25 protein-coding genes are annotated in these 23,951 nt (G+C 39.7%); 4 read left to right on the forward strand and 21 right to left on the reverse strand.

Annotated features, from left to right (window positions below):
- The first annotated feature begins 85 nt into the window (after positions 1-85).
- Complete coding sequence (locus AC6UDD_RS04495; RefSeq protein WP_500719080.1) at positions 86-967, forward strand: 3-hydroxyacyl-CoA dehydrogenase; 882 nt, start codon at positions 86-88, stop codon at positions 965-967.
- Between the two features lie 59 nt (positions 968-1,026).
- Here AC6UDD_RS04495 and AC6UDD_RS04500 read toward each other — a convergent pair whose 3' ends face one another.
- The 12 genes from AC6UDD_RS04500 to cdaA all read right to left on the reverse strand — a co-directional run bounded on the left by AC6UDD_RS04500 (position 1,027) and on the right by cdaA (position 12,693).
- A complete protein-coding gene (locus AC6UDD_RS04500) occupies positions 1,027-2,367 on the reverse strand; it encodes a dihydrolipoyl dehydrogenase family protein (protein ID WP_500719082.1) in 1,341 nt (446 codons plus the stop codon).
- Positions 2,368-2,449: 82 nt separating this feature from the next.
- A complete protein-coding gene (locus AC6UDD_RS04505; RefSeq protein WP_500719084.1) occupies positions 2,450-3,052 on the reverse strand; it encodes a cation efflux transmembrane domain-containing protein in 603 nt (200 codons plus the stop codon).
- Entirely contained in the window at positions 3,042-3,362 is a 321-nt protein-coding gene (locus AC6UDD_RS04510) for an ArsR/SmtB family transcription factor (RefSeq protein WP_500719086.1), read from the reverse strand. Before AC6UDD_RS04510 ends, AC6UDD_RS04505 begins: the two co-directional genes overlap by 11 nt.
- An 89-nt stretch (positions 3,363-3,451) precedes the next feature.
- Entirely contained in the window at positions 3,452-3,700 is a 249-nt protein-coding gene (locus tag AC6UDD_RS04515) for a hypothetical protein (RefSeq protein WP_500719088.1), read from the reverse strand.
- 46 nt (positions 3,701-3,746) lie between these two features.
- The gene (locus AC6UDD_RS04520) at positions 3,747-4,574 is read right to left on the reverse strand and encodes an HAD-IIB family hydrolase (protein ID WP_500719090.1); all 828 of its coding nucleotides are present in this window, start codon (positions 4,572-4,574) and stop codon (positions 3,747-3,749) included.
- A 94-nt stretch (positions 4,575-4,668) separates the two neighbouring features.
- Positions 4,669-5,712, reverse strand: coding sequence for a lactonase family protein (locus AC6UDD_RS04525; protein WP_500719092.1), 1,044 nt, complete (start codon positions 5,710-5,712; stop codon positions 4,669-4,671).
- A gap of 102 nt (positions 5,713-5,814) precedes the next feature.
- Positions 5,815-6,129 (reverse strand): hypothetical protein, encoded by a 315-nt coding sequence (locus AC6UDD_RS04530; protein ID WP_500719094.1) that lies wholly within the window; start codon positions 6,127-6,129, stop codon positions 5,815-5,817.
- 57 nt (positions 6,130-6,186) lie between these two features.
- Complete coding sequence (locus AC6UDD_RS04535; protein ID WP_500719096.1) at positions 6,187-7,332, reverse strand: ABC transporter ATP-binding protein; 1,146 nt, start codon at positions 7,330-7,332, stop codon at positions 6,187-6,189.
- A gap of 149 nt (positions 7,333-7,481) precedes the next feature.
- Entirely contained in the window at positions 7,482-9,299 is a 1,818-nt protein-coding gene (gene glmS, locus AC6UDD_RS04540) for a glutamine--fructose-6-phosphate transaminase (isomerizing) (RefSeq protein ID WP_500719098.1), read from the reverse strand.
- Positions 9,300-9,500: 201 nt separating this feature from the next.
- Positions 9,501-10,853, reverse strand: a complete 1,353-nt coding sequence (glmM, locus tag AC6UDD_RS04545) for a phosphoglucosamine mutase (RefSeq protein WP_500719100.1) — start codon at positions 10,851-10,853, stop codon at positions 9,501-9,503.
- Positions 10,854-10,870: 17 nt separating this feature from the next.
- Positions 10,871-11,842: a CdaR family protein gene (locus AC6UDD_RS04550; protein ID WP_500719102.1), complete on the reverse strand. Its 972-nt coding sequence runs from the start codon at positions 11,840-11,842 to the stop codon at positions 10,871-10,873.
- Positions 11,843-11,844: 2 nt separating this feature from the next.
- The gene (cdaA, locus tag AC6UDD_RS04555; RefSeq protein ID WP_500694311.1) at positions 11,845-12,693 is read right to left on the reverse strand and encodes a diadenylate cyclase CdaA; all 849 of its coding nucleotides are present in this window, start codon (positions 12,691-12,693) and stop codon (positions 11,845-11,847) included.
- Positions 12,694-12,860: 167 nt separating this feature from the next.
- Here cdaA and AC6UDD_RS04560 point away from each other — a divergent pair, with 167 nt between their 5' ends.
- A complete protein-coding gene (locus AC6UDD_RS04560; RefSeq protein WP_500719105.1) occupies positions 12,861-13,511 on the forward strand; it encodes a DUF1361 domain-containing protein in 651 nt (216 codons plus the stop codon).
- Between the two features lie 37 nt (positions 13,512-13,548).
- On the opposite strand, the gene AC6UDD_RS04565 is transcribed toward AC6UDD_RS04560, so the two are convergent.
- The gene (locus AC6UDD_RS04565) at positions 13,549-15,660 is read right to left on the reverse strand and encodes a cation:proton antiporter (protein WP_500719107.1); all 2,112 of its coding nucleotides are present in this window, start codon (positions 15,658-15,660) and stop codon (positions 13,549-13,551) included.
- 15 nt (positions 15,661-15,675) lie between these two features.
- Positions 15,676-16,575 (reverse strand): UDP-N-acetylmuramate dehydrogenase, encoded by a 900-nt coding sequence (murB, locus tag AC6UDD_RS04570; RefSeq protein ID WP_500719110.1) that lies wholly within the window; start codon positions 16,573-16,575, stop codon positions 15,676-15,678.
- Between the two features lie 100 nt (positions 16,576-16,675).
- On the opposite strand from murB, the gene AC6UDD_RS04575 reads away from it, so the two are divergent.
- Both AC6UDD_RS04575 and AC6UDD_RS04580 read left to right on the forward strand, forming a co-directional pair.
- Positions 16,676-17,446: an exodeoxyribonuclease III gene (locus AC6UDD_RS04575; RefSeq protein ID WP_500719112.1), complete on the forward strand. Its 771-nt coding sequence runs from the start codon at positions 16,676-16,678 to the stop codon at positions 17,444-17,446.
- A 14-nt stretch (positions 17,447-17,460) separates the two neighbouring features.
- Entirely contained in the window at positions 17,461-17,994 is a 534-nt protein-coding gene (locus AC6UDD_RS04580) for a 3'-5' exonuclease (protein ID WP_500719114.1), read from the forward strand.
- A gap of 18 nt (positions 17,995-18,012) precedes the next feature.
- Here AC6UDD_RS04580 and AC6UDD_RS04585 read toward each other — a convergent pair whose 3' ends face one another.
- The 7 genes from AC6UDD_RS04585 to secG all read right to left on the reverse strand — a co-directional run bounded on the left by AC6UDD_RS04585 (position 18,013) and on the right by secG (position 23,927).
- Positions 18,013-18,507, reverse strand: a complete 495-nt coding sequence (locus AC6UDD_RS04585; protein ID WP_500719117.1) for a GNAT family N-acetyltransferase — start codon at positions 18,505-18,507, stop codon at positions 18,013-18,015.
- The gene (gene tsaE / locus AC6UDD_RS04590; RefSeq protein ID WP_500719119.1) at positions 18,497-18,973 is read right to left on the reverse strand and encodes a tRNA (adenosine(37)-N6)-threonylcarbamoyltransferase complex ATPase subunit type 1 TsaE; all 477 of its coding nucleotides are present in this window, start codon (positions 18,971-18,973) and stop codon (positions 18,497-18,499) included. Before tsaE ends, AC6UDD_RS04585 begins: the two co-directional genes overlap by 11 nt.
- A gap of 15 nt (positions 18,974-18,988) precedes the next feature.
- On the reverse strand, positions 18,989-19,963 hold the full coding sequence (gene pta / locus AC6UDD_RS04595) for a phosphate acetyltransferase (protein WP_500719121.1): 975 nt from the start codon (positions 19,961-19,963) through the stop codon (positions 18,989-18,991).
- Between the two features lie 2 nt (positions 19,964-19,965).
- Positions 19,966-20,667, reverse strand: a complete 702-nt coding sequence (locus AC6UDD_RS04600) for a uracil-DNA glycosylase (RefSeq protein WP_500719123.1) — start codon at positions 20,665-20,667, stop codon at positions 19,966-19,968.
- A gap of 82 nt (positions 20,668-20,749) precedes the next feature.
- The gene (gene smpB, locus AC6UDD_RS04605) at positions 20,750-21,223 is read right to left on the reverse strand and encodes an SsrA-binding protein SmpB (RefSeq protein ID WP_500694301.1); all 474 of its coding nucleotides are present in this window, start codon (positions 21,221-21,223) and stop codon (positions 20,750-20,752) included.
- 11 nt (positions 21,224-21,234) lie between these two features.
- Positions 21,235-23,574: a ribonuclease R gene (gene rnr, locus AC6UDD_RS04610; RefSeq protein ID WP_500719125.1), complete on the reverse strand. Its 2,340-nt coding sequence runs from the start codon at positions 23,572-23,574 to the stop codon at positions 21,235-21,237.
- Positions 23,575-23,690: 116 nt separating this feature from the next.
- The gene (gene secG / locus AC6UDD_RS04615; RefSeq protein WP_500694299.1) at positions 23,691-23,927 is read right to left on the reverse strand and encodes a preprotein translocase subunit SecG; all 237 of its coding nucleotides are present in this window, start codon (positions 23,925-23,927) and stop codon (positions 23,691-23,693) included.
- Positions 23,928-23,951: the final 24 nt, after the last annotated feature.

Below are 23,951 nucleotides of genomic sequence, written 5' to 3' on the forward strand. Positions count from 1 at the left end.
ACAACAGATAAATAAGGTTGCTTAAGCGCTTTCACTAGCATAAAATAGAAGTGGGTAATAAGTAAAAATATAGGAGGAAATCACCATGACATTCAATAACGTTGTCATTGTCGGTGGAGGCACCTTAGGCTCACAAATTGCTTTCATGTCGGCTTTTCACGGAAAAAACACTACTATTTGGGGCCGTTCAGATGGCTCACTCGATCGCGCCAAAGCTCGGGTTGCTCGTTGGGAAAAAGCAGTAAAAAGAGACATTGGAGCTACCGATGAACAGGTCAAAAATGCGGAGGAACATCTCCATTACACAACTGACTTAAAGGCGGCTCTTAAGGGAGCTGACTTAGTTATCGAGGCTCTTTCTGAAGATCCAGATGTAAAAAACGACTTTTACAAGAAATTCAGTGAACTGGCAGATCCAGATACCACCATCGTTACTAATACTTCGACGCTACTTCCATCACAATTTGCTGATGCAACTGGTCGTCCAGATAAGTACCTTGGCTATCACTTTGCCAATTCAATCTGGAAAAACAATACTGCTGAAATCATGTCACAATCTAAGACAAATAAGGACCTTCCTAAAGCAATGGAACAGTTCTCCCGTGAGATCGGGATGGTTCCTATCCTGGTCAACAAAGAACAACCTGGCTACCTCTTAAATTCACTATTGGTGCCCTTCCTATCAGATGCTTTAGTCCTCTGGAACAACGGTGTTTCTGATCCTGAAACGATCGATAAAGCATGGATGATTGGGACTGGTGCCCCACTCGGTCCTTTCGCTATTATGGACATCATCGGAATGAAAACCATGTATGATATCACTAAGATGTCAACTAATCCTGAAGTTAAAAAGGCTTCTGAAAACTTCAAGGATATGATTGATCAAGGTAACATCGGGCTTGAATCAGGCAAGGGCTTTTACACTTACCCAGATCCTGATTTCAGAAAACCGAAATTTCTTAAATAAAATTAGATACAAAAAAAGTTCGCCATTTGGCGAACTTTTTATTTTACATATTTTTAATTTTATAGATGATTCAAAGTCTCAGAACCAAGTGTTGGGAACAATGGAATCAATTCGCTCATCTTTTCTGGTGAGATGTGATACTCAACAAATGGTGCCAGGGTACTAATAACGTTATCAGCTTCAGAACTGATTTCGGTAGCACCTACTAGGTAACCTTGTTTGTCGGTAATTGAAATGGTCTTACCCTTGTTCTCTTGCATTGCAAATCTGAACCAATCAGTAGCAAGGTCTGATTCTTTAACATCATACTTATCAGGGTTAGCCTTAGCTTCATCGACGCTAACACCGATTTCAGCAATTCGTGGTGATGAGAAGACCGCACTTGGAACAGCTGGATACTTGATCGGATCAGTAGTTGCACCAGTGAATAACTTAGTGAGGTACATTGACTCAAAAATGGCAGTTGGAGTTAACTTACCAACTTGTTTATCAAGAACATCTCCGGCAGCGTAAATGCTGTCAACTGAAGTTTGAAGATGATCGTCAACTTTGATTCCGTTCTTATCGTAATCAACGCCAACTTCTTTAAGACCGAATCCTTCAACGTTTGGATCACGTCCAGTTGCGTCAAGAACCCAATCGGAATCGATGTCGTCTTTGTTAGTCTTAACTACAAAACCATCACCCGACTTTTCGATTGATTCAGGATCAACGTTTCGAATGATTTGAACTCCTTGACCCTCAAGATCCTTAAGTAATGACTCAACAAATGGTTGATAGAACTTTCTTAAAGCCTTGTCATGGTGCAATAGGATGGTAACCTTAGTGCCAGCATTTGCTGCGATGGTAGCAAATTCAATAGCAATGTATCCTCCACCGATAACGGTCATGTGTTCTGGTTGTTTTTCTAAGTTCAAGAAATCAGTTCCGTCATATGCCAAATCAGCACCAGGAATATCAATCTTGTGGTAGTGAGCACCAGTTGCTACAACAAGCTTATCAGCGGTGTACTTGGTACCGTCAACGTCGATGGTGTGAGCATCAACAATCTTCCCATATCCATGGATAACATCAATACCAACACTCTTTAGACCTTGTTCGATCCCGCCAGGTAATTGACTGATAACCTCTTTTTCATGCTTAACGTTATCGGCCCAGTTGATCTTAGTAGTTCCATCTAAGCCGTGTCCTTGGAAGTTATCAACGTCTTTTTTCATCTTAACTGGGAAGTCTAAAGCGATTTTAGCGTTACATCCACGGTTAGGACATGTTCCACCAATTTTGCCAACTTCAATAATACCAGCTTTTTTACCCTTTAAGGCCAATGGAATAGCACCGTTAAAGGCACCGTGTCCACTTCCTAAATACAATACATCAAATTGATAATTGTTTTCACTCATACTTGACACCTCACCTTTTAGTTTTGTACAACTAAACTTTATACAACTATTATTATAAATCTCTAATAATCCTTGTCAAGATTTAGCTCTCTACAAAACATTCTAAAGCCTCCTTACCAATAATGAAAACAATTAGAATTGCGGCTACTGAATCGATCCACCAAATATGGAAAAAATAGTTAAGCAAAACTCCAATAAGGACTGTTCCGGCGAGATAGGCGCACGTCACACTACACATGGCATCCTGAATTAAAGCGTTCGAACCAATTACCTTTCCAATCCAATACTTAGCATAGGCAATCATCGGCATGATTACGAGTGACAGAATTGAAATAATCATGCCCGTTAGACTGGAATCAGCGTCTTCATGATGAAATAAGTTATATCCTGAGGTGAATAGAATATAAACACATAGAAGCAGTAAAATAACGCTAACAATCCTTGTGGTAATGTCATCCAGTCGATTAATATCGATTTTATAATTACTCTTAAACTGGATTCCCAGCCGTACTAACAACACGATTCCGGCGACGATTTCCATTAAACTATCAAGTCCAAAAGCAATTAATACGACCGAGTGGGCATCAATTCCAGCTTTCAATCCGACTGTAAATTCCACTACCATCCACGCAATGGCGACCAATTCAACTAAAATTCCATATTTAACAACGTTTCTAACTTCCATGTTTGACTCCCCTAACCACGTGATCAGAATGAGCTAATCCTTCGTTTACAATATCCATAATGTGTGGATCATCCAAACGATAATAAATTGACTTGCCCATCCGTTCACTACTTACTAGTTGATGTTTTTTAAGCGTTGCCAACTGATGAGAGGTTGCCGATTGTTCCAGCCCTAACTCATCACTGATTTCACCAACGTTTAAGGAATGACTTTCAAGCAGCACTAACATCTGAATTCGAATTGGATTGCTCAAAATTTTGAACAATTCATGAGCTTCTTCTAATTTTTGGGAATTAATTTTAGCAGGCATACTTTATCTCCTCACATATGTATTATTGTTCATATGAATATACTATCATATGTATCCTAATAAAAAAAGTCACTTCTGACTAATCAATGTTAATCATTAATTCCGTGACTTTTAAAAACAACCTGATTAATAGCGTGATCAATGTCACCAAAATCAGAGAAAGCCTGGTTGATCGCATCGTTAATTGTAACTTCATCTGAGATTTTAGCTAATGCATCTTTGACAATCGAACGCTTTAATTCAATTTTGTACATCTCAACATCAGGTGTACTTGGATATTTTTCAAAATACTTATCCAAACGTCCTTCAACAATGTTATTTAATTCTTCGTTATCCATTTTAATCGCCCCACGTATATACTGTCATTATGTCCACTAAATAAAACTACTGATTATCTAAAATGGTATCAATTGTCCTTAAAACTCCATCGTCGTTATTATCAAACTCGGTAACGTGACCAGCGACATCCTTGGCTTCCCGAATGCCATTTTTCATAGCATAACTATTCGGAGTTAAATCCAACATCCCTAAGTCATTCTCGTTATCTCCAAATGTAACGACTTCCTCAGGATTTGCGTCATACTTTTTCATTAGATAACGGACACCGGTTGCCTTATCAACTCCTTTAACACCAATCAGATCAGTATTAAACCCAGAGTTTAAACTCTCAAGATTATCTGGAAGCATCTGCCGCATTTCATGAACTTTTCGCATCACGTTTGCACCTTGCTTAAACGTCACACCAACTTTAACTAATTGATCATCAGTGTTCTCACTGGTGATGTTAGCCAAATTATTCAAACGGACCGTATTACTGTAGTATTGCTTCATCAACTGATACATTTTTTCGGGCAGCCTTTTATCTACATAAGTGTGCTTAAGCCCAGATACGTTAACCCCGACAATGTCAGGACCAAAATCATCGTAAAGCATCTTTAGCGTCTGTTTAATTTGATCGTCATTCAAAGATTCGGCATGAACTAAATCACTGCCACGATAAATGACTGAACCATTTTGAGAAATAAAATCCATTTGGTCCCGATAATCAACAAACAGGCTTTGTATTTTATCGTTCGGCCCACCACTAGCAACGGCAAAATTAACGTTTTGGTGTTTCATCTTTTGAAACGTTTTTAAAAACTTAATCTCATCATATCGATTAGCTTCGTTTAAAAAGGTTTTGTTCATATCCGTCACAATTAATTTAATCAAAATCTCACCCCACCTGTTTAAATTAATTATATCAATTTGTTAAGGGAATGAAAAAAGTTAACGCTATAAAAGCATTAACTTTTAATTAAATTAACTATTTTCGAGGAGCAACACAGGTTCCTTCTGGTACCGCAAAATCCTTTTGAATGACTGACAACTCACCATTCTCATGATTTCGCTCGTACAAGGTTGCGTTATTAGTGTTTTGATTTACAGCAATTAAAAAGGATTGATCTGCATTAAAGTTAAAATCACGAGGAAACTCTCCTTCAGTTGAAATTACTTGAATTCGTTCTAAATCGCCATCATCTAGGACCTTAAAAACAGCAATCGAATCATTGCCACGATTAGAAACATACACAAACTTCTCGTCGTCAGTTATTCGAATCGCAGCTCCACCATTGGCATCCTTGTAATCATTGGGAATGGTCTTAACAACTTGTTGGACGGTAAAGATACCGGCTTCCTCGTTATAATCAAGAACTGCAATCTTACTACTTAGTTCACCAATTAAATAAGCTTTCCCCGTTGATTCAGCAAAAGCAATGTGTCTTGGACCAAATCCAGGCGCCAACTGAACTTCACTAACGGGGGTAATCTCACCTGCGTCAGAGACGTCATACAGATAAACCCGATCCAATCCTAGGTCACAAATTACTAAGCGATCATCAGGAGTCAAATCGGCATAGTGAGGATGAGGACCACTTTGTTGCTCTGGTAGTGGACCCGTCATTCCATCGTCATGGATTCGTTGTGATTCCTTGACGGTCCCGTCACTTTCAATGTGGTACGCAATAACATTACCAGTATGATAGTTTGCCGTATAGACCATCTGACGTCCTTCGTCTACAGTAATGTAGGCAGGTGAAGGACCCACTTCGATGTCCTCTTGCATTAATTTAGCTGGCATGGTACTGCCATCAAAAACAGCAATCCCACCACGGGTTTCCGATTCATCTTGATTACGATCAATCGCATAGATTTTATGGTCATCAGACTCAGCAACATAGGTCGGACAGCTAATTTGCGCAATTAGCTGAGCATTTTCCAACTGTTTCTTGTCTGTGTTTAATTCAATTTGATAAACGCCCTTACTGGTTTTTTGGGTATAAGTTCCAATTAAAAATTTTTCAGTCATCATTAACACCTCCAAATATTGTTCATTCTCATTATGCCATACTTAGTGGTTAGTGATAACAAATATTAATGATTTAATTCACAAAAAGATTAGCCAGTCAATTTAACCGATATGATTCTCTTTTAAAATCATCTGGACCTCATGATCCATTGCTGGGGTTCGTTTCCACTCTTCAAAGTGATCAAAGTTTTCCTTTGGCATCTCATAATTCTGGTTAATGTAGTTTTCGTAATTAATGACATGAACGGAATGAGGAATATTTAGTTGAAGGATCCGAACCTGTTTAATCATTTTTCGTTCCGCAGCAAGCTCAGCTCGTCCGTTCTGCACCATGTTGCTGATTTCAAGGTATTTTGAACCATCTAATCGTGTAATTTCCTCAATCAACGTAAATGTTTCATGACTTTTCATTGCCATTTAAGTCTTCCTCCTAAATAAAAATGCCATTATTCACTTTGAATAATAGCAAAATTTTTAACGTTGTCCCCAAGCGTGTTTCTCAAGTTGTTTGTATTCATGTTTGGTGACCATCACTGATTTACCATTTTTCTTCTGGTACCTCATCTTTTTACTTGGGTGAATGATGTAACTTGGATGTCTAACGACCGCCATCGTTGGATGACCAGACACATTTACCAAGCAAAAGAAAATCATGGCAAAGAAAACCGCCCACGTCATAATCTTAGCGGTCAACGGCATCTTTTCTTGAATAACTTCACTATAGAACCGCTTATGAATGGTTCGTGCTGGATTAGGATCATTCGGATGATCTTCAGCATACTCATTAGTAATTTCTTTTTGATATTTATCAATATCAAAATTCTTCTGTATGGTCTTTTCTTTTTTCTGGAATTGTTTCTTCTCTTTTTTGCCTAATGATTTAAACCACTTGATGAACTTCTGATATTCGGAAACGACTTCTTCCATCGGACCAATCTTACGTAGCTTTCCGTAGTTAATCCAGGCAACTCGATCACACAACAAGCGCACCTGCTTTAGTGAATGAGATACAAAGATAATGGTTTTACCCTCTTCTTTGAATTCATCAATCTTATCAACACATTTTTGGTAGAAAGTATCATCACCAACGGATAAAGCCTCATCAATAATCAAAATGTCGGGCTTAATGTGAACGGCAATGGCAAAGCCAAGTCGTGACCTCATACCACTAGAATAGTCTTTTACTGGTTGATCAACAAAATCACCAATATCCGCAAATGCAATGATATCGTCCATCATATCATCAATTTGGCGGTTCGTAAGACCCTGCATTAATGACTTCATGCGGATATTTTCACGACCAGTCAAATTCTTTCTCAAGCCAGCGTTAATTGCCACGATCGAGGTGTCCCCACGAACGTCAACTAGACCAGTTGTTTGAGGAATGATGCCAGAAATAATGTTAGAAATGGTCGACTTTCCTGAACCATTTACACCAATGATTCCTAGTGCTTCACCAGGCTGAACGGTAAATGAAATCCCCATCAAAGACCAAAAATGTGGGGTTTTATTTTTTCTTGATAATGAGAAAAACGACTTTAACTTGTCAGATTGAGTCTTGAACATGTCATACTCTTTGGTGACATCTTGTACTTTAATTTTATAATTTTTTTCAGTCATGGTTTACTTCCTAAATTCAAAATTACAACTGACACGATAATAAAATCATACGAGAAAATCACAAAAATGTAAAGAAAGTTCAGTATTCAACGATTCACTGATAAAATTATTTATAAAAAAAGCCACCATTCATGGTAGCTTTTTAAAAACTATTCAACTGTAACACTTTTAGCAAGATTTCTTGGACGGTCCACGTTCAATCCCTTGTTTAAACTAGTGTAATAAGCAATTAATTGAGCTGGAATGACACTAAGCAGTGGCGTAAGCAACTCATCAACGTCTGGAATCACAAACGTATCACCATCTTGAGCCAGACTCTGTCGTACAATTGTCAAAGCACTAGCACCACGTGCCGCCGTTTCTTCTAAGTTACTACGAGTCAATCCAGCAGTCTTCTTTTGGGTGATAATACCAATCACTGGAGTCCCCTTTTCAATCAAAGCAATCGTTCCGTGTTTAAGTTCACCAGAAGCGAAGCCTTCAGCATGAACGTAAGAAATTTCCTTGAGTTTCAAGGCTGCTTCAAGAGAAACGGTGTAATCAACACCACGTCCGATGTAAAAGGCTTGTTTAGCATCAACGAAATATTTCTTAGCAATTTCATCAATCTTATCTTTTTCTTCAACAATTGACTGCATCCCAGTAGCAACCAGACCCAATTGTCGCGCTAAATCAAAGTCTTTTGCGACCTGACGATTTCCTCGCATACCAACGGCTTTAGCTAAAATAGCTTGAAGAGCGATTTGAGCCGTATATGCTTTGGTTGAGGCCACCGAAATTTCTGGACCAGCATTAAGCAACATCGTGTAAGTTGCTTCACGTGACAAGGTTGAGTTAGCAACATTGGTAATGGTTAAACTAGGGAAATGATGCTTATTAACGTTCACTAAGACTTCCCGACTATCGGCGGTTTCCCCACTTTGAGTCAAAAAGATAAAGAATGGTTTCTTAGAAAGCAATGGATCTTCGTAAGCAAACTCGGATGAGACGTGCACTTCGGTTGGAATTCCAGTGTACTTTTCCATCAAATCTTTACCGACCAATCCAGCATGGTAGCTGGTACCAGCACCAACAATATAGATTCGATCTGAATCAAGGATGGTATCCATTACACCACAACCAACGTTCATGTTTCCATCTGCATCAAAGTACTCTTTAACTAATTTTCTCATGACATTCGGTTGTTCATCAATCTCTTTAAGCATGTAGTAAGGATAAGTTCCTTTATCAGACGCACTTGGATCAATGGTTACCTTGAACTGATGACGCTCTGCTGGCTTGCGGTCTTCATCCAGGATGGTGACCTTATCAGGCTTTACGATCGCAACATCACCATCAACCACCTCAAGAAAGGTATCGGTAACGTCTAACATGGCAATTGAATCGGAACAAACCACATTAAATCCGTCACATAACCCAATCAACATTGGACTCTTGTTTTTAGCCGCATACAGAGTGTTGGGATCTTCTTTATCCATTAAAATGAAAGCATATGAAGAATTCTTAAGGAGTGAAAGCATCTTAATGAAGGCATCTTTAGTGCTCATCTTATCTTCAGTCACAAACTTATCAACCAATTGGACCGCCACTTCGGTGTCAGTTTGACTATGAAACTTCACGTCTGACAAGTATTCTTTCTTCAGTTGTTCATAGTTTTCGATCACACCATTGTGAACCAGATAAAACCGGTTGTCATCTGAGAATTGTGGATGAGCATTCTCAATGTTTACCCCACCGTGAGTAGCCCAACGAGTGTGCCCGATTCCGGCAGTTCCCTGTACTTCTGGTCCAATCTTTTTCTTTAAATCATCGATACTTCCAGTCGTTTTCACTAAATAATCTTTGTGGTCTTGTCCCTCCACAAAGATTCCGGCTGAATCATATCCTCGATATTGTAATTTTTCTAATCCATTAACTAAAATGGATGTCGCATTCTTATTGCCTGTAACTCCAACGATTCCGCACATGGGAATGACCTCTCTTTAAAATTGGTATAGATGTATTTAAATTTTATTTATATACTTAACATCTTTGATAATAATGGTTTCACAAGTGTTTGTCAAATATAAGTTAGAATTGGTATAGCACTGATAAGCAAAATTTAATAAAAATTTAAGCATAATAAAAGAGTTAACCAACGTTAACTCTTTTATTAATTCGTGGTTGCTTTATTCAATTCCCATGTCGTCTCTGACAACGTCAGCAATCTTGTTTGCGTACTTGTCACTTTCTTCTTGAGTTGGAGCTTCCACCATCACTCTTAACAAAGGTTCAGTCCCACTAGGTCGAACCAAGACGCGACCATTACCATTCATCTCATCTTCAACATCATCAATGGCCTTTTTAACATCATCATGATCCATCGCGTGCTTTTTGTCAGAAACCTTCACATTAACAAGACTTTGAGGATATTTTTTCACTTCGTCTGCTAACTCGGAAAGTGGCTTCCCGGTCTCTTTCATAATATGCATTAACTGCAGACTGGTTAACATCCCATCGCCAGTGGTATTAAAATCCAAAAACACAATGTGACCGGACTGTTCGCCACCTAGATTGTAACCATTGGCTTTCATTGACTCAACCACGTATCGGTCTCCAACCTTAGTTTTTACACTGTTTAAACCGTTAGCTTCCATCGCCTTGTACATTCCAAGGTTACTCATCACCGTCGTAACGATGGTGTCGTGCTTTAAGCGACCATTAGCATCCATGTACTTACCACAGATGTACATAATCTTATCACCATCAACGATGTTGCCTTTTTCATCAACAGCAATGCAGCGATCACCATCACCATCAAAGGCAATTCCTAACTGGGAACCATTTTCAACAACCATTTTCTGCAATTCCTCTGGGTGAGTGGAACCGACGTTATCATTAATGTTTAGTCCATTAGGTGAGGTCGCCATTGTTTTAAAATCAAGACCAAGATCAGCATAGAGGCGGGGAACCAAGTTGCTGGTAGCACCATTTGCGGCATCAACTGACACCTTAATCCCACTTAATTCATCTGGAATCGTTTGGGACAGAAAGTGAAGATACTTTTGCGATGCTTCAGTGTACTCTGCTGAAGTGCCTAATCCCTTTGCTGATGGACGTGGTAAGTCATCAGTATCACTTTCAAGAATCTTCTCGATGTCAGCTTCGATGTCATCGGACAATTTATATCCGTCACCACCAAAGAATTTAATTCCATTGAACTCAGCTGGATTATGCGAAGCCGTAATCATAACTCCGGCATCGGCACTTTGATCTCTAACCAAGTATGCTACTCCGGGGGTAGTGACAACTCCGAGTTGAACCACTTCAATTCCAACGGACAACATTCCAGCTACCAAAGCATCTTCCAACATCTGTCCGGAAATTCGTGTATCTCTTGATACCAAGACACGTGGCTGATGATCTTGAGCACTGTGCTTAGTCAGAGCATAACCACCCGCACGTCCGGCACGAAAAGCTAACTCTGGGGTTAAGTCTTTATTCGCAACTCCTCTAATTCCGTCTGTTCCAAAATATTTCATATATATTCCTCACCTTATTACTTATTCTTTGCGTTAATCTGTACTTTGACCGTTGCTGGATCCAAACCACTTACTTTGGAATTACCAGCATCAAGTGAAACCGTCTTAGTATTATCTCCAGACATTTTTTCGACATCAACGTCGGCATCAACCGAATTAATCCCATCAATTGTGTCTTTATCACCTAACAATAACACATCAGATGGATCACACTTAACGTCATAAGTCTTACCTGCCTGCTTGTTAATCAAATTAACCTTGACGGGTACTCTCTTATTATCGCCTGCTGAAACCGGTAAATCAACCGAACTTGTTGAGGGGGTGATAATAACGTTGATGGTCTTTCCTTTTTTATCTAAAGCTTCAATCACCGCATCCTGTTTTACATTACTCTTAGTGTTAGGTTTCAAGTTGGTTTTAGCAACCACTGAATCAATTCGATTAATTTGATCACTCGGACCAGTCACCTTTGCCGAACTAACGTCTAACGATGGTTTCCCAACCTTGTAACCAGAAGCAATGTTCTTCTTGTCATAGGCAGCTTTTACGGGGAACTTAACGGTCCGACGTGGTTGGATGTTAACTTTAATGCTAGCAGGTTTAATCTTACTCTTAATGTCAGAATTTAGACCCTGCTGTTGTAATTTAACAATGTGTTCCCCAGGTCCCAAATTACTAAGGTTAGCGTACACCTTAAAATTCTGGGTATTAGCGGTCGTAGTGACTAACGCCGACGGTCCTGACAACTTGACATTAACTTTTTCTGGATATCCAATTACAAAATACTTGTCTGAGTTTACGTTGAGCTGCAATGGAACTGACAGCGTCTTGGTCTTATTAGCTGCCATCTGGGTACTTTTAGTCGAATTACTGGTACTGTTAGTCAGACCCATATCATTTTTGCCATCATGAACATAGAAAAACAGTGCAATTGTAAAGACTAGTGCCAAGATAGCATAGAATAATTTACTCCGAAAAGACTTTTTCATGGCTACTTGTCACCTCCGAAATGCTTCTGAAAGAAGCTAATCGCACGAGTCACAATCGTTGGATGTTGCTCCTGTCTATCACGAGGAATCAACTGACTTCTCAGGTATTTCAGGTAATCCTCCTGAGTCATTCCCCGAAGAAGCTCATTGTTTCTAGTGATTGAAACTTCTCCCGTCTCTTCTGAGATAACAATCGTTAAAGCATCAGAAACTTCCGAAATTCCAACCGCCGCACGATGACGGGTCCCCAATTCCTTAGGGATCAAATTACTCTGTGATAGCGGTAAGTAGGCAGCCGCTGCAGCAATCTTATCATCCTTAATGATGACGGCTCCGTCATGAAGAGGTGTATTGGGAATAAAAATATTAATCAATAACTGACTTGAAATGTCAGCATCAAGCTTAATCCCGGTCTCGATGTATTCTTCTAACCCGGTGTGCATTTGAATGGTGATCAACGCTCCAATCCGGCGCTTGGACATGTACTGAATCGCACCGTCTAAAGCATTAATCATTTTTTTAGCTTTTTCATCCTGATTCTGGGTCGCCCTAAAGAGTGAGCCGCGTCCTAATTTTTCAAGTCCACGTCGAATTTCAGGTTGGAAGATGATAATGCATCCAATAACTCCCCAATTAATAATTTGATCCAGAATCCAAGATACCATCGTCAGTCCTAAATACCAACTGGCAATTTTAGCAATAATAATTACAATAATGCCGCGAAACAGTTGCACTGCTCGAGTACCACGAAGAAGCATGATTAACTCGTATATCACGAGCCAAACAACCAATATATCAATTAAGTTGCTTAGGTTATGTAATGTAAATAAGCTACTCCAATCAATCCCCATAGAACGACCTCCAATTTGTATATTATTATATCACTGAATTATTGCCGAAATAAAGACAGTTAACTAATTCCAAATATTAAAAAAATTAAATTCTATGGTTAAATTTCTAGTTTTTTTTGCTAATTTGGGGTTTAATTTATATATAGAAGAAAAGGGGTCAAATTATAATGTCACAAAATAAAAGATGGCAAGTTAGAATATTTTTCATCGGGTGGATCGTGCTTTTATTCATGTTTCTACGTGATACACGCTTCGGCTTTTTAGCGCTCAACACCCTTTTAGGATACATTCCAATTGAGCTTAGTTTCCACATCGGTAACAAACCACACCAAAACAGTTTCGTGTTCTGGATCCTATCACTTCTGTGGTTATTGTTCTATCCCAATTCACCCTACATTCTGACCGACCTACTTCATCTGGCTTGGTTACATCCTGATGAAGCAAATGGTTTACTTCGACTTGATCCGCACGTCTGGTTTTTATACACATGCTTGATGATCAGTGCCTTAAGTTGTGCTTTTATCGGTTTCTGGAGTTTAGTCCACGTTGCTAAAGCCATTGACGTTAAAATTCATTTACCCGGTAATTTTTCTAACTTCGTTACAATCGTGATTCTAACGGTCGCAAGTTCCATTGGACTATTCATTGGACGGTTTATGCGAGTCCACACAATTTACCTCATCCTTTCACCCAGGATGTACATTCGACCATTTTTAAACATGTGGAATATGCACATGGTCGTATTCGTATTTTTGATGACCGTTTTACAGTTAATGATCTACTGGATTTATTCCATTATCAGTAATAATAAGGAATAACTAAAAAATCCTCCACTTATTGAAAGTGGAGGATTTTTTAGTTATCACTCAACATTAACGTTTCCTTATAATTAATGTCCTGACGTAAGTGAAGCCCCATTGCGTGACTAACTTTTTTATTATTAATCAATTGTTCCACAGCGCGACGTTCTGCTTCCAGTGCAACCGATCGCAATCTTAACAACTGATACTCAAAGACTTCATCATCTTCGTCGGGATCATCGTATGAATTGGCCCGTTCAATCTGACTCTGATAGAAAGTGACAATAAAGTGAACAATTTGTGAGTCAAAGTCCTTACCATTAATGTCACTTCGACTCAAGAAATCTGAAATAGCATCAATGGCGGCCTGATCACCAACAATCGTAACAAGTCGTAATTCACTCTTGGTCTTTTTACTTTCTGATTCACTTACCTGCCAGGTTTTAATGGAATGAAGAATCGAAGAAAACCATCCCGGATAGTACCAGTGATTTTTGCGATACCCATCGTAACCATTCGCAAACATTCGACGTTCCTCACGATTAATCCTTCGGTTGGCAATCCAGTAAGTATCTTTTGAGATTTGTTTTTCCCGATACAGGTCTTTAACAGCGTCACGCTTCCCTTCTAAAGCAACTCGCCTCAAACTAAGTTCTTCATTAAGGGACGTACTTTCCGCACTATCGTCTCTCGTCTTTCTTAAAAGTTTTCGCAACTCAACCTGATAATCCAAAACAATGTCATAAACCGCTCGTTCATTATCGTTAGTCTTATTATTTTCAAGACTGGCAATGGCACTCTTTACGATGTAAATCCGAGCGTCATCTTCTGAAATATAACCCTCCTGCTCGTCTTCTTCATCTTCCGTCTCATCATCATCTTCATCCTTATCAATCAATGAGGCTCGAGTCTGAAGTGAACTAGCATCCGGAGAAATGATTGGTAAGATAATGGTAGCCGCAACTAAACTAATCACAATGACCATTGCGGCAATAAAAAGCATCAACGAACGGTCTGGGAACTCCTTCCCATTTGATAAGAAGGCGGGAACCGAAAGAATTCCTGCCATTGTAATGGCACCACGTACTCCGGAAATTCCAGCTAATAAAGCAACTGACAAGCTGGGTTTCTTACTGGATCGTTTAGTTACGTAATACGAAAAGAATTCGTATCCTAAAATCCAGACCACTCGAATTACCAAAAGGGCCACCCAAACGGCAAAAGCAATCCCAAACGAAGCTAAAGTACGATATTCCGATCCATTGATGACCACTCTAGTAGCAACGGGTAATTCAATTCCTAAGATTAAAAACACAATTCCGTTTAAACAATAAACAATGACATCCCAAGTACGATTGGTCAACAAGTTAACTTCTGGTGACTTGGTATTGGTGACATTGGTCTGTAAGTGATCAATAATCCCAGCGGCAACCACCGCAATGACTCCTGAAGCATGAAGAAGATCTTCAGCAATTACATAAATAATGAACGGCGTCAAGATGTGCAGGACAACGTTAAAGATCACGTCATTGAAGTGTACCTTTAATAGCAAATTACGAAGCACAATAATTAAAGACATTCCAACAATTCCGATGATCAGACCTACCAGTGCGGTATAAACAAAATCAACCGCAGCGTGTTCCAAAGAAAAGTAACCAGTAACAACCGCAGCAATCGCATATTTAAACGCAATTAGTCCACTAGCATCGTTAATCAAACTCTCACCAGACACTAGATGCAAAATATTGCTTGGAAGATGAACACGCTTTGAGATGGATCGCACAGCAATTGGATCGGTTGGAGACAAAATCGCAATTAGAGCAAAACATGCTGCCAGTGGCATTGATGGCACCAACAAATTAACGAAATAGCCACCAATAATGGTGGTAATGAACACTAACCAGATGGCATTTTCAAAAATGGGGCCCCGTAGTTCCCATAGTTCTCGCTTGGGGAAGTCACGACCATCATTAAATAGCAATGGTGCAATGAACAGTAATAAAAACCAGTCCGTGTTCAGATCAATCTTGAATTTAAAGAATAATGCTAATCCTAAACCAAGCAAAATTTGAATCAAACTGACTGGAATTTTAGTGACATAGTGGGAGATAATGCTAGAAAGCAGGACTAGAACTATTAATGTGATGACTGCTTCAACTATTACCATAAGCTATGTTTCCTCCTATTTAGGCTCACCGATAATTCGAACCTCAGTTTCAAGGTGAACCCCATTATCCTTATACACAGTTTCCTGAACGTGCTTAATCACGTTTAAATAATCAGTAGCGGTGGCACCACCAACGTTAATGATAAATCCAGCGTGCTTTTTGGACACTTCAGCCCCGCCAGAGCGATATCCTTGTAGTCCGGCATCGTGAATCAATTTCCCAGCAAAGTATCCCTTAGGACGCTTAAAAACACTCCCACATGAAGGCCACTCTAAGGGTTGCTTTGATCTTCTCAAGTAGTTTAAATGATCCATCTCGTTTTGAATCTCGCGTTTATTCCCGGGTTCCAGTTTAAAGGTTGCTTCTAAAACAACGTCCCCATAGTCTTGAATACTACTATGACGATAACCAAAGTCTAACTGGTCGTTGTTTAAAACAATAATCTCACCCTTACGCGTCAAAACCGTGGCTGATTCAAGTGCATACTGGGTCTCTCCCCCATAAGCGCCGGCATTCATAAACACTCCGCCGCCGACACTTCCAGGAATTCCAGCAGCAAACTCTAATCCAGTCAAACCAGCTTTTTGAGCAGCCTTCGTTGCGTCAATGTAAGCAGCTCCAGCCTCGGCAATTACCCGATGGTCCTCAGTTCTAATGTCATTCATTTGGGTCAAAATCATGGTTAACCCACGAATTCCACCATCTCGTACGATTAGATTACTGGCATTTCCCAGCACCGTAAGCGGCATTTTAATCTCATTTGCATAATTTAATAATTCTTCGGTTTCTTTAAATGATGAAGGAAATGCAAGAAAATCAGCTTTTCCACCAGTTTTAGTCCAAGAATACTTGGAAAGTGGTTCATCTTTTAAAATTTTAATATCCTTGAATTTTTTTGTTAAATCTTCAGTCATTCGTCATTTTCCTTTCTAAATATCCATGTTATATTCTAGCACGTTATCATTATTTAAACACTTCTGATCGTGATATACTGGCACTAAAGGAGGGGATACAATGAATTTTATCTCATGGAACGTAAATGGTTTACGTTCAGCAGTTAAAAAGAATTTTTACGAATTTTTTAATGAAACTGATGCTGACTTTTTTAATGTTCAAGAAACTCGAGTTCACGAAAATGATATTGCCTTAGAAGTACCAGGTGACTACTACCAGTATTGGGACTCAGCGGAACGTCCCGGGTACTCGGGAGTAACTACTTTCACAAAGCATAAGGCTGATAATGTGTTTTATGGTGTGGATGGAAGCGATACTGACACTGAGGGTCGTTGTTTGACACTTGAATATCCTGACTTTTATTTAATTAATACCTACGTACCCAACTCAGGTGAAGAGTTGCAAAGACTCGACTACCGTCTCGATTGGGACCAAAAATTTATTACTTTTGTAAGTAAACTTGCCGAAAGAAAGCCGGTTGTGATCGGCGGTGATATGAGCGTGGTTTATCAACCAATTGATATTGATGACCCCGAAGAAGATCACCACAAGGCTGGGTACACCCAACAGGAACGTGACGACTTTGGTCGATTACTCGCTTCTGGATTTGTTGACACTTTTAGGGCACTCCACCCTTACCAAAGTGGTGCATACACTTGGTGGAGTTACCGTTACGACGAGCGAGCTCAAAATCGTGGTTGGAGAATGGATTATTTCTTGGTCTCTAACTCAATTCAAGATGACGTTGCCGAGTCAAACATTCTTGGTGAGGTAACCGGCTCAGATCATGCTCCGATCCAACTAATTACTGACGGGCTTAAGATTGATTAGAGGAGAATCATTAAATGAATTTTGCGGCAATTGACTTTGAAACTGCTGCGGGCCAACGGGCTAGCGCTTGCTCGGTCGCATTAACGGTAGTAAGAAATAACGAAGTCGTTGATGAGTTTTACTCATTAATTAATCCCGAATGTGAGTTTAACTGGCGCAATATCAATGTTCATGGTATTCATGAAAAAGATGTAATTGATTCACCAACGTTTCCAGAGGTGTGGGACCAAATTAGTCCCCTCTTCGATCGAAACAAGCTAGTGATTGCCCACAACAACAATTTCGACAATAGTGTATTAAAAAAGAGTCTGGAAAGATATGGTTTATCAAAACCACACTATCAGACTCTTGATACCGTTAAGACTTCCAAAAAGTTTTATCCTGGATTTGTTAACCATAAGTTGAACACGGTTAGCGAAAACTTAGGAATCGAATTAAAACACCATCATAATGCATTAGATGACAGCTTAGCGTGTGCTAACATCTTGATTTATGAATACCAGCAGTTTGGCAAAAACGCCGTTAAACCGTTTGTTAATTTAATATAAAAAGACTGAGATATTTTCTCAGCCTTTTTTTACGTTCATTTTCATTTCAATGACATGATCGTCCTGATCCGTCGTGATAAATCCTAATTTTTTGTATAGTCGAAAAGCCCCTAAATTGGACTTTAAGACCGTTAATCGCAATTCATTAAGGTGACTAAAAGTGGCCACCCAGTCAATGGCTTCCTGAATCAGATAGGTTCCAAGTCCCATGTCCTGATAATCAGCTAAAACGGCAACACCGAGTTCACCGGCAGTATCGGCAACCTGACTAATGCTCAAAACGCCAATCAATTTCGTCCCATCGACTGCCACTAAGATGATGTTAGTACCAGTTGCATTCATCGCGTCAATGGCCTTCGCCTCAGTCTTAGCGGTCAATTGATCGATCTGGACATCCGTTGTAAAGTTACTGGATTCTTGACTTAATTGTTTCATTAATTCGATTAACGCTTCCGCATCGTCTGAAGTAGCAGCACGAATCGTAATTTCTTCATTATCACTTTCACTTGCCAAGCCTTAAGTCTCCTGACTTTAAAATCGAATCAAAATGCTGTCCCTTGGCAGTCATTTCAATTGTCCGATCGTTATCACCCAGATCATCATTTCTAGTAAATCTGATTCTCAAGTACTGGTCGGGAAGTTCGTCCTCCGCAAATTTGGACCATTCAACGACGCTCACTCCATCACCGTTAAAATATTCATTCAAGCCTAATTCGTCGGCCCCACCCTCTTCAAGACGATAAACGTCCATGTGATAGAAGGGTAATCGTCCATTTTTGTATTCACGAATAATGGTAAAAGTCGGACTTTTGATGTTTCGCTTAATTCCGAGACCCTTCCCAAGTCCCTTTGTGAAGGTAGTTTTCCCAGCTCCAAGGTCACCATCGAGTAAAATAACGTCTCCAGCTTTTAAATCCGGTGCGAGTTCTTCGCCTAATTTTTCGGTTTGATCGGGACTATCAACCTTAAATTTAATCAATTTAATCGCCTCAAATTAAAGTGCTTGAGTAGCCGTGATAATGGCTACTTTGTAAACATCTTCAGCATTGCATCCCCTCGACAAATCAGAAACTGGTTGATTCAATCCCTGAAGAATCGGACCGATGGCTTCAAATCCACCTAAACGCTGGGCAATCTTGTAGCCAATGTTTCCCGATTGAAGTTCTGGAAAGACAAAAACGGTTGCTTGACCCGCAACGTTCGAATTTGGTGCTTTACTTTTGGCAACCGATGGAACGATTGCAGCATCAAATTGAAGTTCACCGTCAATGGGAGTATCTGGATCCAACTTTTGGGCAATCTGGGTTGCACTTTGAACCTTATCAACTTCTGGCCCCTTAGCTGAGCCCTTCGTCGAAAAGCTTAATAAAGCCACCTTAGGATCGATATCAAACAGACGAGCAGTATGAGCACTTTCAACGGCAACTTCACCAAGTTGTTGATCATCAAGTTCAATGTTAATAGCACAATCCGCAAATAGATAACGAGTATCGCCCTTTTGCATGACAAAAGCACCACTAATCAACTTCACACCTGGTTTAGTTTTAATAATCTGAAGCGCAGGACGAACCGTATCACCAGTTGGGTGAGCCGCACCTGACACCATTCCATCAACGGTTCCCATGTATACCATCATCGTGCCAAAGTAATTCGGATCTTTCAGCCATTGACGAGCTGTTTTTTCATCCGTTTTGCCGTTACGACGTGTCACAAGTGATCCAACCATCTTGTTGAACGTGTTAGAGTCAACGTTTTGGATATCAATGATTGTGATTCCATCTAAATCACTTCCGTTTTCTTTAGCAACTTGTTTGATTTTTTGGGGGTCACCCAATAACGTTGGTTCAACCAGATTATCCTTTTTAAGCCGACTAGCTGCTTCAATGATTCTAGGATCTTCCCCTTCAGGGAATACTAGCTTAATGTTTTTACCGCTGATTTTTGCTTTCAAACTATCAAAAAGGTCCATAATTAACTCTCCTTATTAGTGGCAGTGACGTGTTCCGGTAATTTCCAGTTAATCGGCGTCTCACCCATGGCTTTTAGTGCTTCATTCGTCTTTGAAAACGGCTTTGAACCAAAAAAACCTCGATTCGCAGAAAGGGGACTGGGATGAGCCGACTGAATAACAATGTTGGCATCAGTATTGATTAACTTGATCTTATCTCTGGCTGCCCTGCCCCATAGAATGAAGACAACTGGTTCAGGACGCTTTGACAATTGTTCAATAGCATAATCAGTGAGTCTTTCCCATCCTTTGCCACGATGAGAAAAAGCCACTCCATCTTGAACGGTCAAAACAGAGTTTAACAACAATACCCCTTGCTCAGCCCAACTCTTTAGATAACCATGATTAACTGGTTTAATTCCCAAATCACTTTGTAATTCCTTATAAATATTCTTTAAAGATGGTGGAACAGCTACGCCTGGCATTACCGAAAAGCTAAGACCATTGGCCTGATTAGGACCATGATATGGATCCTGACCCAGGATAACTACCTTCACCTTACTAAAGGGGGTCCACTCAAACGCCTGAAAAATATGGTGCATTTCTGGATAAATCGTCTTGTTATTATACTCTTCAACCAAAAAACGCCTTAACTTTTGATAATATGGTTTTTCAAATTCTGGCTTCAGAATCGGCCACCAGTCGTTATGAATAAACGGTTTCACTATTAACACCTCCAACTTATTTTACCATAAAATGTGAATTTTTAGGCAAGCAAAAAGAGAGTGCAGTAGCACTCTCTTTTAATTAATAATGTTTCATAACGCGATCAATTTGCCGCTGGGTATCACGCTGCTTAATGGTTTCACGTTTGTCATATTCACGCTTCCCCTTAGCAACCCCAATCAGCACCTTAGCGTAGCCATGTTTTAAATAAACTTTTAAGGGAACAATGGTAATTCCCTTAGTCAAAGTCGCTTCACCAAGTTTTTTGATCTCTTTTTTATGCAACAATAACTTTCGATTACGCAATGGGTCATGATTAAACTGATTTCCCTGCGCATACTCACTAATGTGGACATTCATCAAATAAGCTTGGCCATTTCTAACCTGCACGAATCCATCCTTTAGATTCATGCGGCGTTCTCTGACTGATTTAATCTCAGTTCCGGTTAGTGATATGCCCGCTTCATAGGTATCAGAAATAAAGTAATCATGTCGGGCCTTGCGGTTGGTTGCCATTACGTTCTTTTCGGTTGGTTGATGCTTTTTTCTAGCCATACTCCCATCCCCTATTTTTTGTGACTATTAGATGGTTTGGTTCTGACCTTAAACGAATGACCCTTTTTACCGTTCTTTCTACGATCTTGATTCTTATAACTCTGACGACGATTCTTTCCATCAGAGTGTTTGCCACTGTGATGGTGCTTATCATTTTTATGTTCTTGTTTTGGAAGAAGTTCACTCAGCGGAGCATCTTCTGGTTTAACAATCTCAAAGTCAACAGTCATTTGATCAACGTCGGCCGCAACACATTTAACTCGTAACGTTTGTCCGATCTTATACGTTCTTCTGGTATTCCTACCAACAAGTGCCAGGTACTTTTCGACGTACTCATAATAATCATCGTTCATCTTGCTGATATGAATAAGACCCTCAACGGTGTTTGGAAGTTCAACGAACATTCCGAACTTCATCACTGAAGATACAACGGCATCGTATTCCTCACCAATATGTTGAGTCATGTACTCAGCCTTCATCATCGAATCAACGTCTCTTTCGGTGTCAACACCGCGACGCTCAGTTTCTGAACAGTGAACCGCAACTTCTCCAACCTGGTCAGAATAAGTTTGTTTGGTAACATCATTAATCCCATTATCTTCATAGTAATGAACTAAACGATGAACAAATAAATCAGGATAACGTCGAATTGGTGAAGTGAAATGGGTGTAGTATTTGGCACCTAATCCAAAGTGTCCTACACATTTATCACTATATTTGGCCTGTTGTAAACTTCTAAGCATCATTACTGATACCATCGTTTCTTCAGGAAGTCCGTGTACTTTACTTAAAATGTTCTGTAAAGTCTTGGGAGTTAAGTGATCTGGATCAGCCTTTACCTCAATTCCAAAGGCAGTTAGGAACTCAAAGAAGTCCTTAACCCGCGTTGGATCTGGCGTCTCGTGGACACGATAAATGAACGGAACTTTAAGCCGATAGTAAGTTTCGGCAACGGTTTCGTTTGCAGCCAACATGAATGATTCAATCATTCGTTCAGCTAAACCTCTCGTTCTAAGTTTAATATCAACGGGTTTACCTTCTTTGTTCATGATGATTTCTGCTTCATCATCATCAAAGTCGATCGCCCCACGACGCTTTCTTTGCTTGTATAAAATTCGGTGTAACTCAGCCATGGTTTCAAACATTGGTACTAAATCATGGTATTCTTCTCTCGTTTTCTTATCATGTGATTCAAGAATGTTATTAACAGCTGTATATGTCATTCGAGCCTTCGACTTCATAACACTCGGATGAATCCGCTTTTTGACAACTTTTCCTTGCGGATTAATCTCCATATCACAACTTAAACACAACCGTAACTGTCCCTCGTTTAACGAACAAATCCCATTCGATAGACGGCGAGGCAACATTGGAATAACTCGGTCGGTCAAATAAACTGAGGTTCCACGCTTATACGCCTCACGATCAAGTAGTGTTCCTTGTTTAACGTAGTGACTAACGTCAGCGATGTGAACCCCTAAATGATAATTGCCATTTGGTAATTTCCATGCCGTTACCGCATCATCCAAATCTTTGGATGATTCTCCATCAATGGTAACTAACGTCTGATCGGTAATATCTTCTCGTCCTTTGGTCTCCTCAGGTAAAACATGGTCCGGAATAGCATCTGCTTCTTCTAGCACGTCTTCTGGGAATTGGGAAGGAACATCATGAGCATAGACGACCTGTAAAATATCAATTCCAGGGTCATCAACACTTCCAATGACTTGCTTAACGATTCCAACCATATAATCCGGATGCTCGTTATTTGGATATTCCGTAATATCAGCAGTAACCACTTCTCCTGGGGTAGGATGAAGACCAGCATCTACCACGTAAAACTTAAATCCTGCCAATTTTTTGTCTTTTAAAACAACCTGCCCAAGATAACCATGGTCATCATCAGTCTGACGAAATTCACCAACCACGTGCGTGTAATGGTGTTCTAAAATGCTAACCACTTTAGCTTGTGGACCACGATCAGAATCTTTTTCACCCGGCTTAGTAATCTGAATCTCAACCTTATCCAGGTTCATTGCATGCATTGTTTCATCAGGTGCAATAAAGGCATCAGGTAATTCATCATCATATCTAACAAAGCCAAATCCCTTTGGATTAGAGTGGAAAATCCCCTCTAGCTTCAACTCACTTGGATTAACCTTAAAATCACCATTTTCAGTAACCACAACGGCACGGTCTCGTTCCAGTGAAGCGAGCTCCGAAACGATTAATTTGAAAGCTGATGATCCATGATAATTCAAATCATCAGCTAATTTTTCGACACTATAACTTTGATCAGGATGTGATTGTAACTCCTGCTCAATTTCATTTTTCAACTTATTATCTTGCAATATATTTTCCTCTACAATCCAATTGACTTATACGTCAATTATAAATCTCATTCTTTAACAAACGCTAGTAATCCGCTTTAAATGCAAAAACCCCCTGTTTAACAGGAGGTTTTTTATTAATGTGATGAAATCCACATTAGAATTAATGCGATACCAAAGAAAAAGATTCCTAGTACCACAGTCACTTTTTGCATAAATGCCTCAAAGCCCCTCGGCTTGGACTCAGAGGAAGAATCGTTGGCACCACCAGAGAGTGATGACATCGCATCATTATTTTTAGAAGGTTGCATTAAAACTGCACCAATAATGAGAATACTAACGATCCATAATAATATCATCAAAAGATTATTCAAAAAAATGCCTCCTACCCATCAGCT

This window comes from Fructilactobacillus sp. X2R1C3, assembly GCF_059901425.1.

Bases quoted from the DNA above. Each gene is read 5' to 3' on its own strand.
- AC6UDD_RS04495 (WP_500719080.1), top strand. From the start codon at position 86: ATGACATTCAATAACGTTGTCATTGTCGGTGGAGGCACCTTAGGCTCA.
- AC6UDD_RS04500 (WP_500719082.1), bottom strand. From the start codon at position 2,367: ATGAGTGAAAACAATTATCAATTTGATGTATTGTATTTAGGAAGTGGA.
- AC6UDD_RS04505 (WP_500719084.1), bottom strand. From the start codon at position 3,052: ATGGAAGTTAGAAACGTTGTTAAATATGGAATTTTAGTTGAATTGGTC.
- AC6UDD_RS04510 (WP_500719086.1), bottom strand. From the start codon at position 3,362: ATGCCTGCTAAAATTAATTCCCAAAAATTAGAAGAAGCTCATGAATTG.
- AC6UDD_RS04515 (WP_500719088.1), bottom strand. From the start codon at position 3,700: ATGGATAACGAAGAATTAAATAACATTGTTGAAGGACGTTTGGATAAG.
- AC6UDD_RS04525 (WP_500719092.1), bottom strand. From the start codon at position 5,712: ATGACTGAAAAATTTTTAATTGGAACTTATACCCAAAAAACCAGTAAG.
- AC6UDD_RS04530 (WP_500719094.1), bottom strand. From the start codon at position 6,129: ATGGCAATGAAAAGTCATGAAACATTTACGTTGATTGAGGAAATTACA.
- AC6UDD_RS04535 (WP_500719096.1), bottom strand. From the start codon at position 7,332: ATGACTGAAAAAAATTATAAAATTAAAGTACAAGATGTCACCAAAGAG.
- glmS (WP_500719098.1), bottom strand. From the start codon at position 9,299: ATGTGCGGAATCGTTGGAGTTACAGGCAATAAGAATGCGACATCCATT.
- glmM (WP_500719100.1), bottom strand. From the start codon at position 10,853: ATGAAATATTTTGGAACAGACGGAATTAGAGGAGTTGCGAATAAAGAC.
- AC6UDD_RS04550 (WP_500719102.1), bottom strand. From the start codon at position 11,842: ATGAAAAAGTCTTTTCGGAGTAAATTATTCTATGCTATCTTGGCACTA.
- cdaA (WP_500694311.1), bottom strand. From the start codon at position 12,693: ATGGGGATTGATTGGAGTAGCTTATTTACATTACATAACCTAAGCAAC.
- AC6UDD_RS04560 (WP_500719105.1), top strand. From the start codon at position 12,861: ATGTCACAAAATAAAAGATGGCAAGTTAGAATATTTTTCATCGGGTGG.
- AC6UDD_RS04565 (WP_500719107.1), bottom strand. From the start codon at position 15,660: ATGGTAATAGTTGAAGCAGTCATCACATTAATAGTTCTAGTCCTGCTT.
- murB (WP_500719110.1), bottom strand. From the start codon at position 16,575: ATGACTGAAGATTTAACAAAAAAATTCAAGGATATTAAAATTTTAAAA.
- AC6UDD_RS04575 (WP_500719112.1), top strand. From the start codon at position 16,676: ATGAATTTTATCTCATGGAACGTAAATGGTTTACGTTCAGCAGTTAAA.
- AC6UDD_RS04580 (WP_500719114.1), top strand. From the start codon at position 17,461: ATGAATTTTGCGGCAATTGACTTTGAAACTGCTGCGGGCCAACGGGCT.
- pta (WP_500719121.1), bottom strand. From the start codon at position 19,963: ATGGACCTTTTTGATAGTTTGAAAGCAAAAATCAGCGGTAAAAACATT.
- smpB (WP_500694301.1), bottom strand. From the start codon at position 21,223: ATGGCTAGAAAAAAGCATCAACCAACCGAAAAGAACGTAATGGCAACC.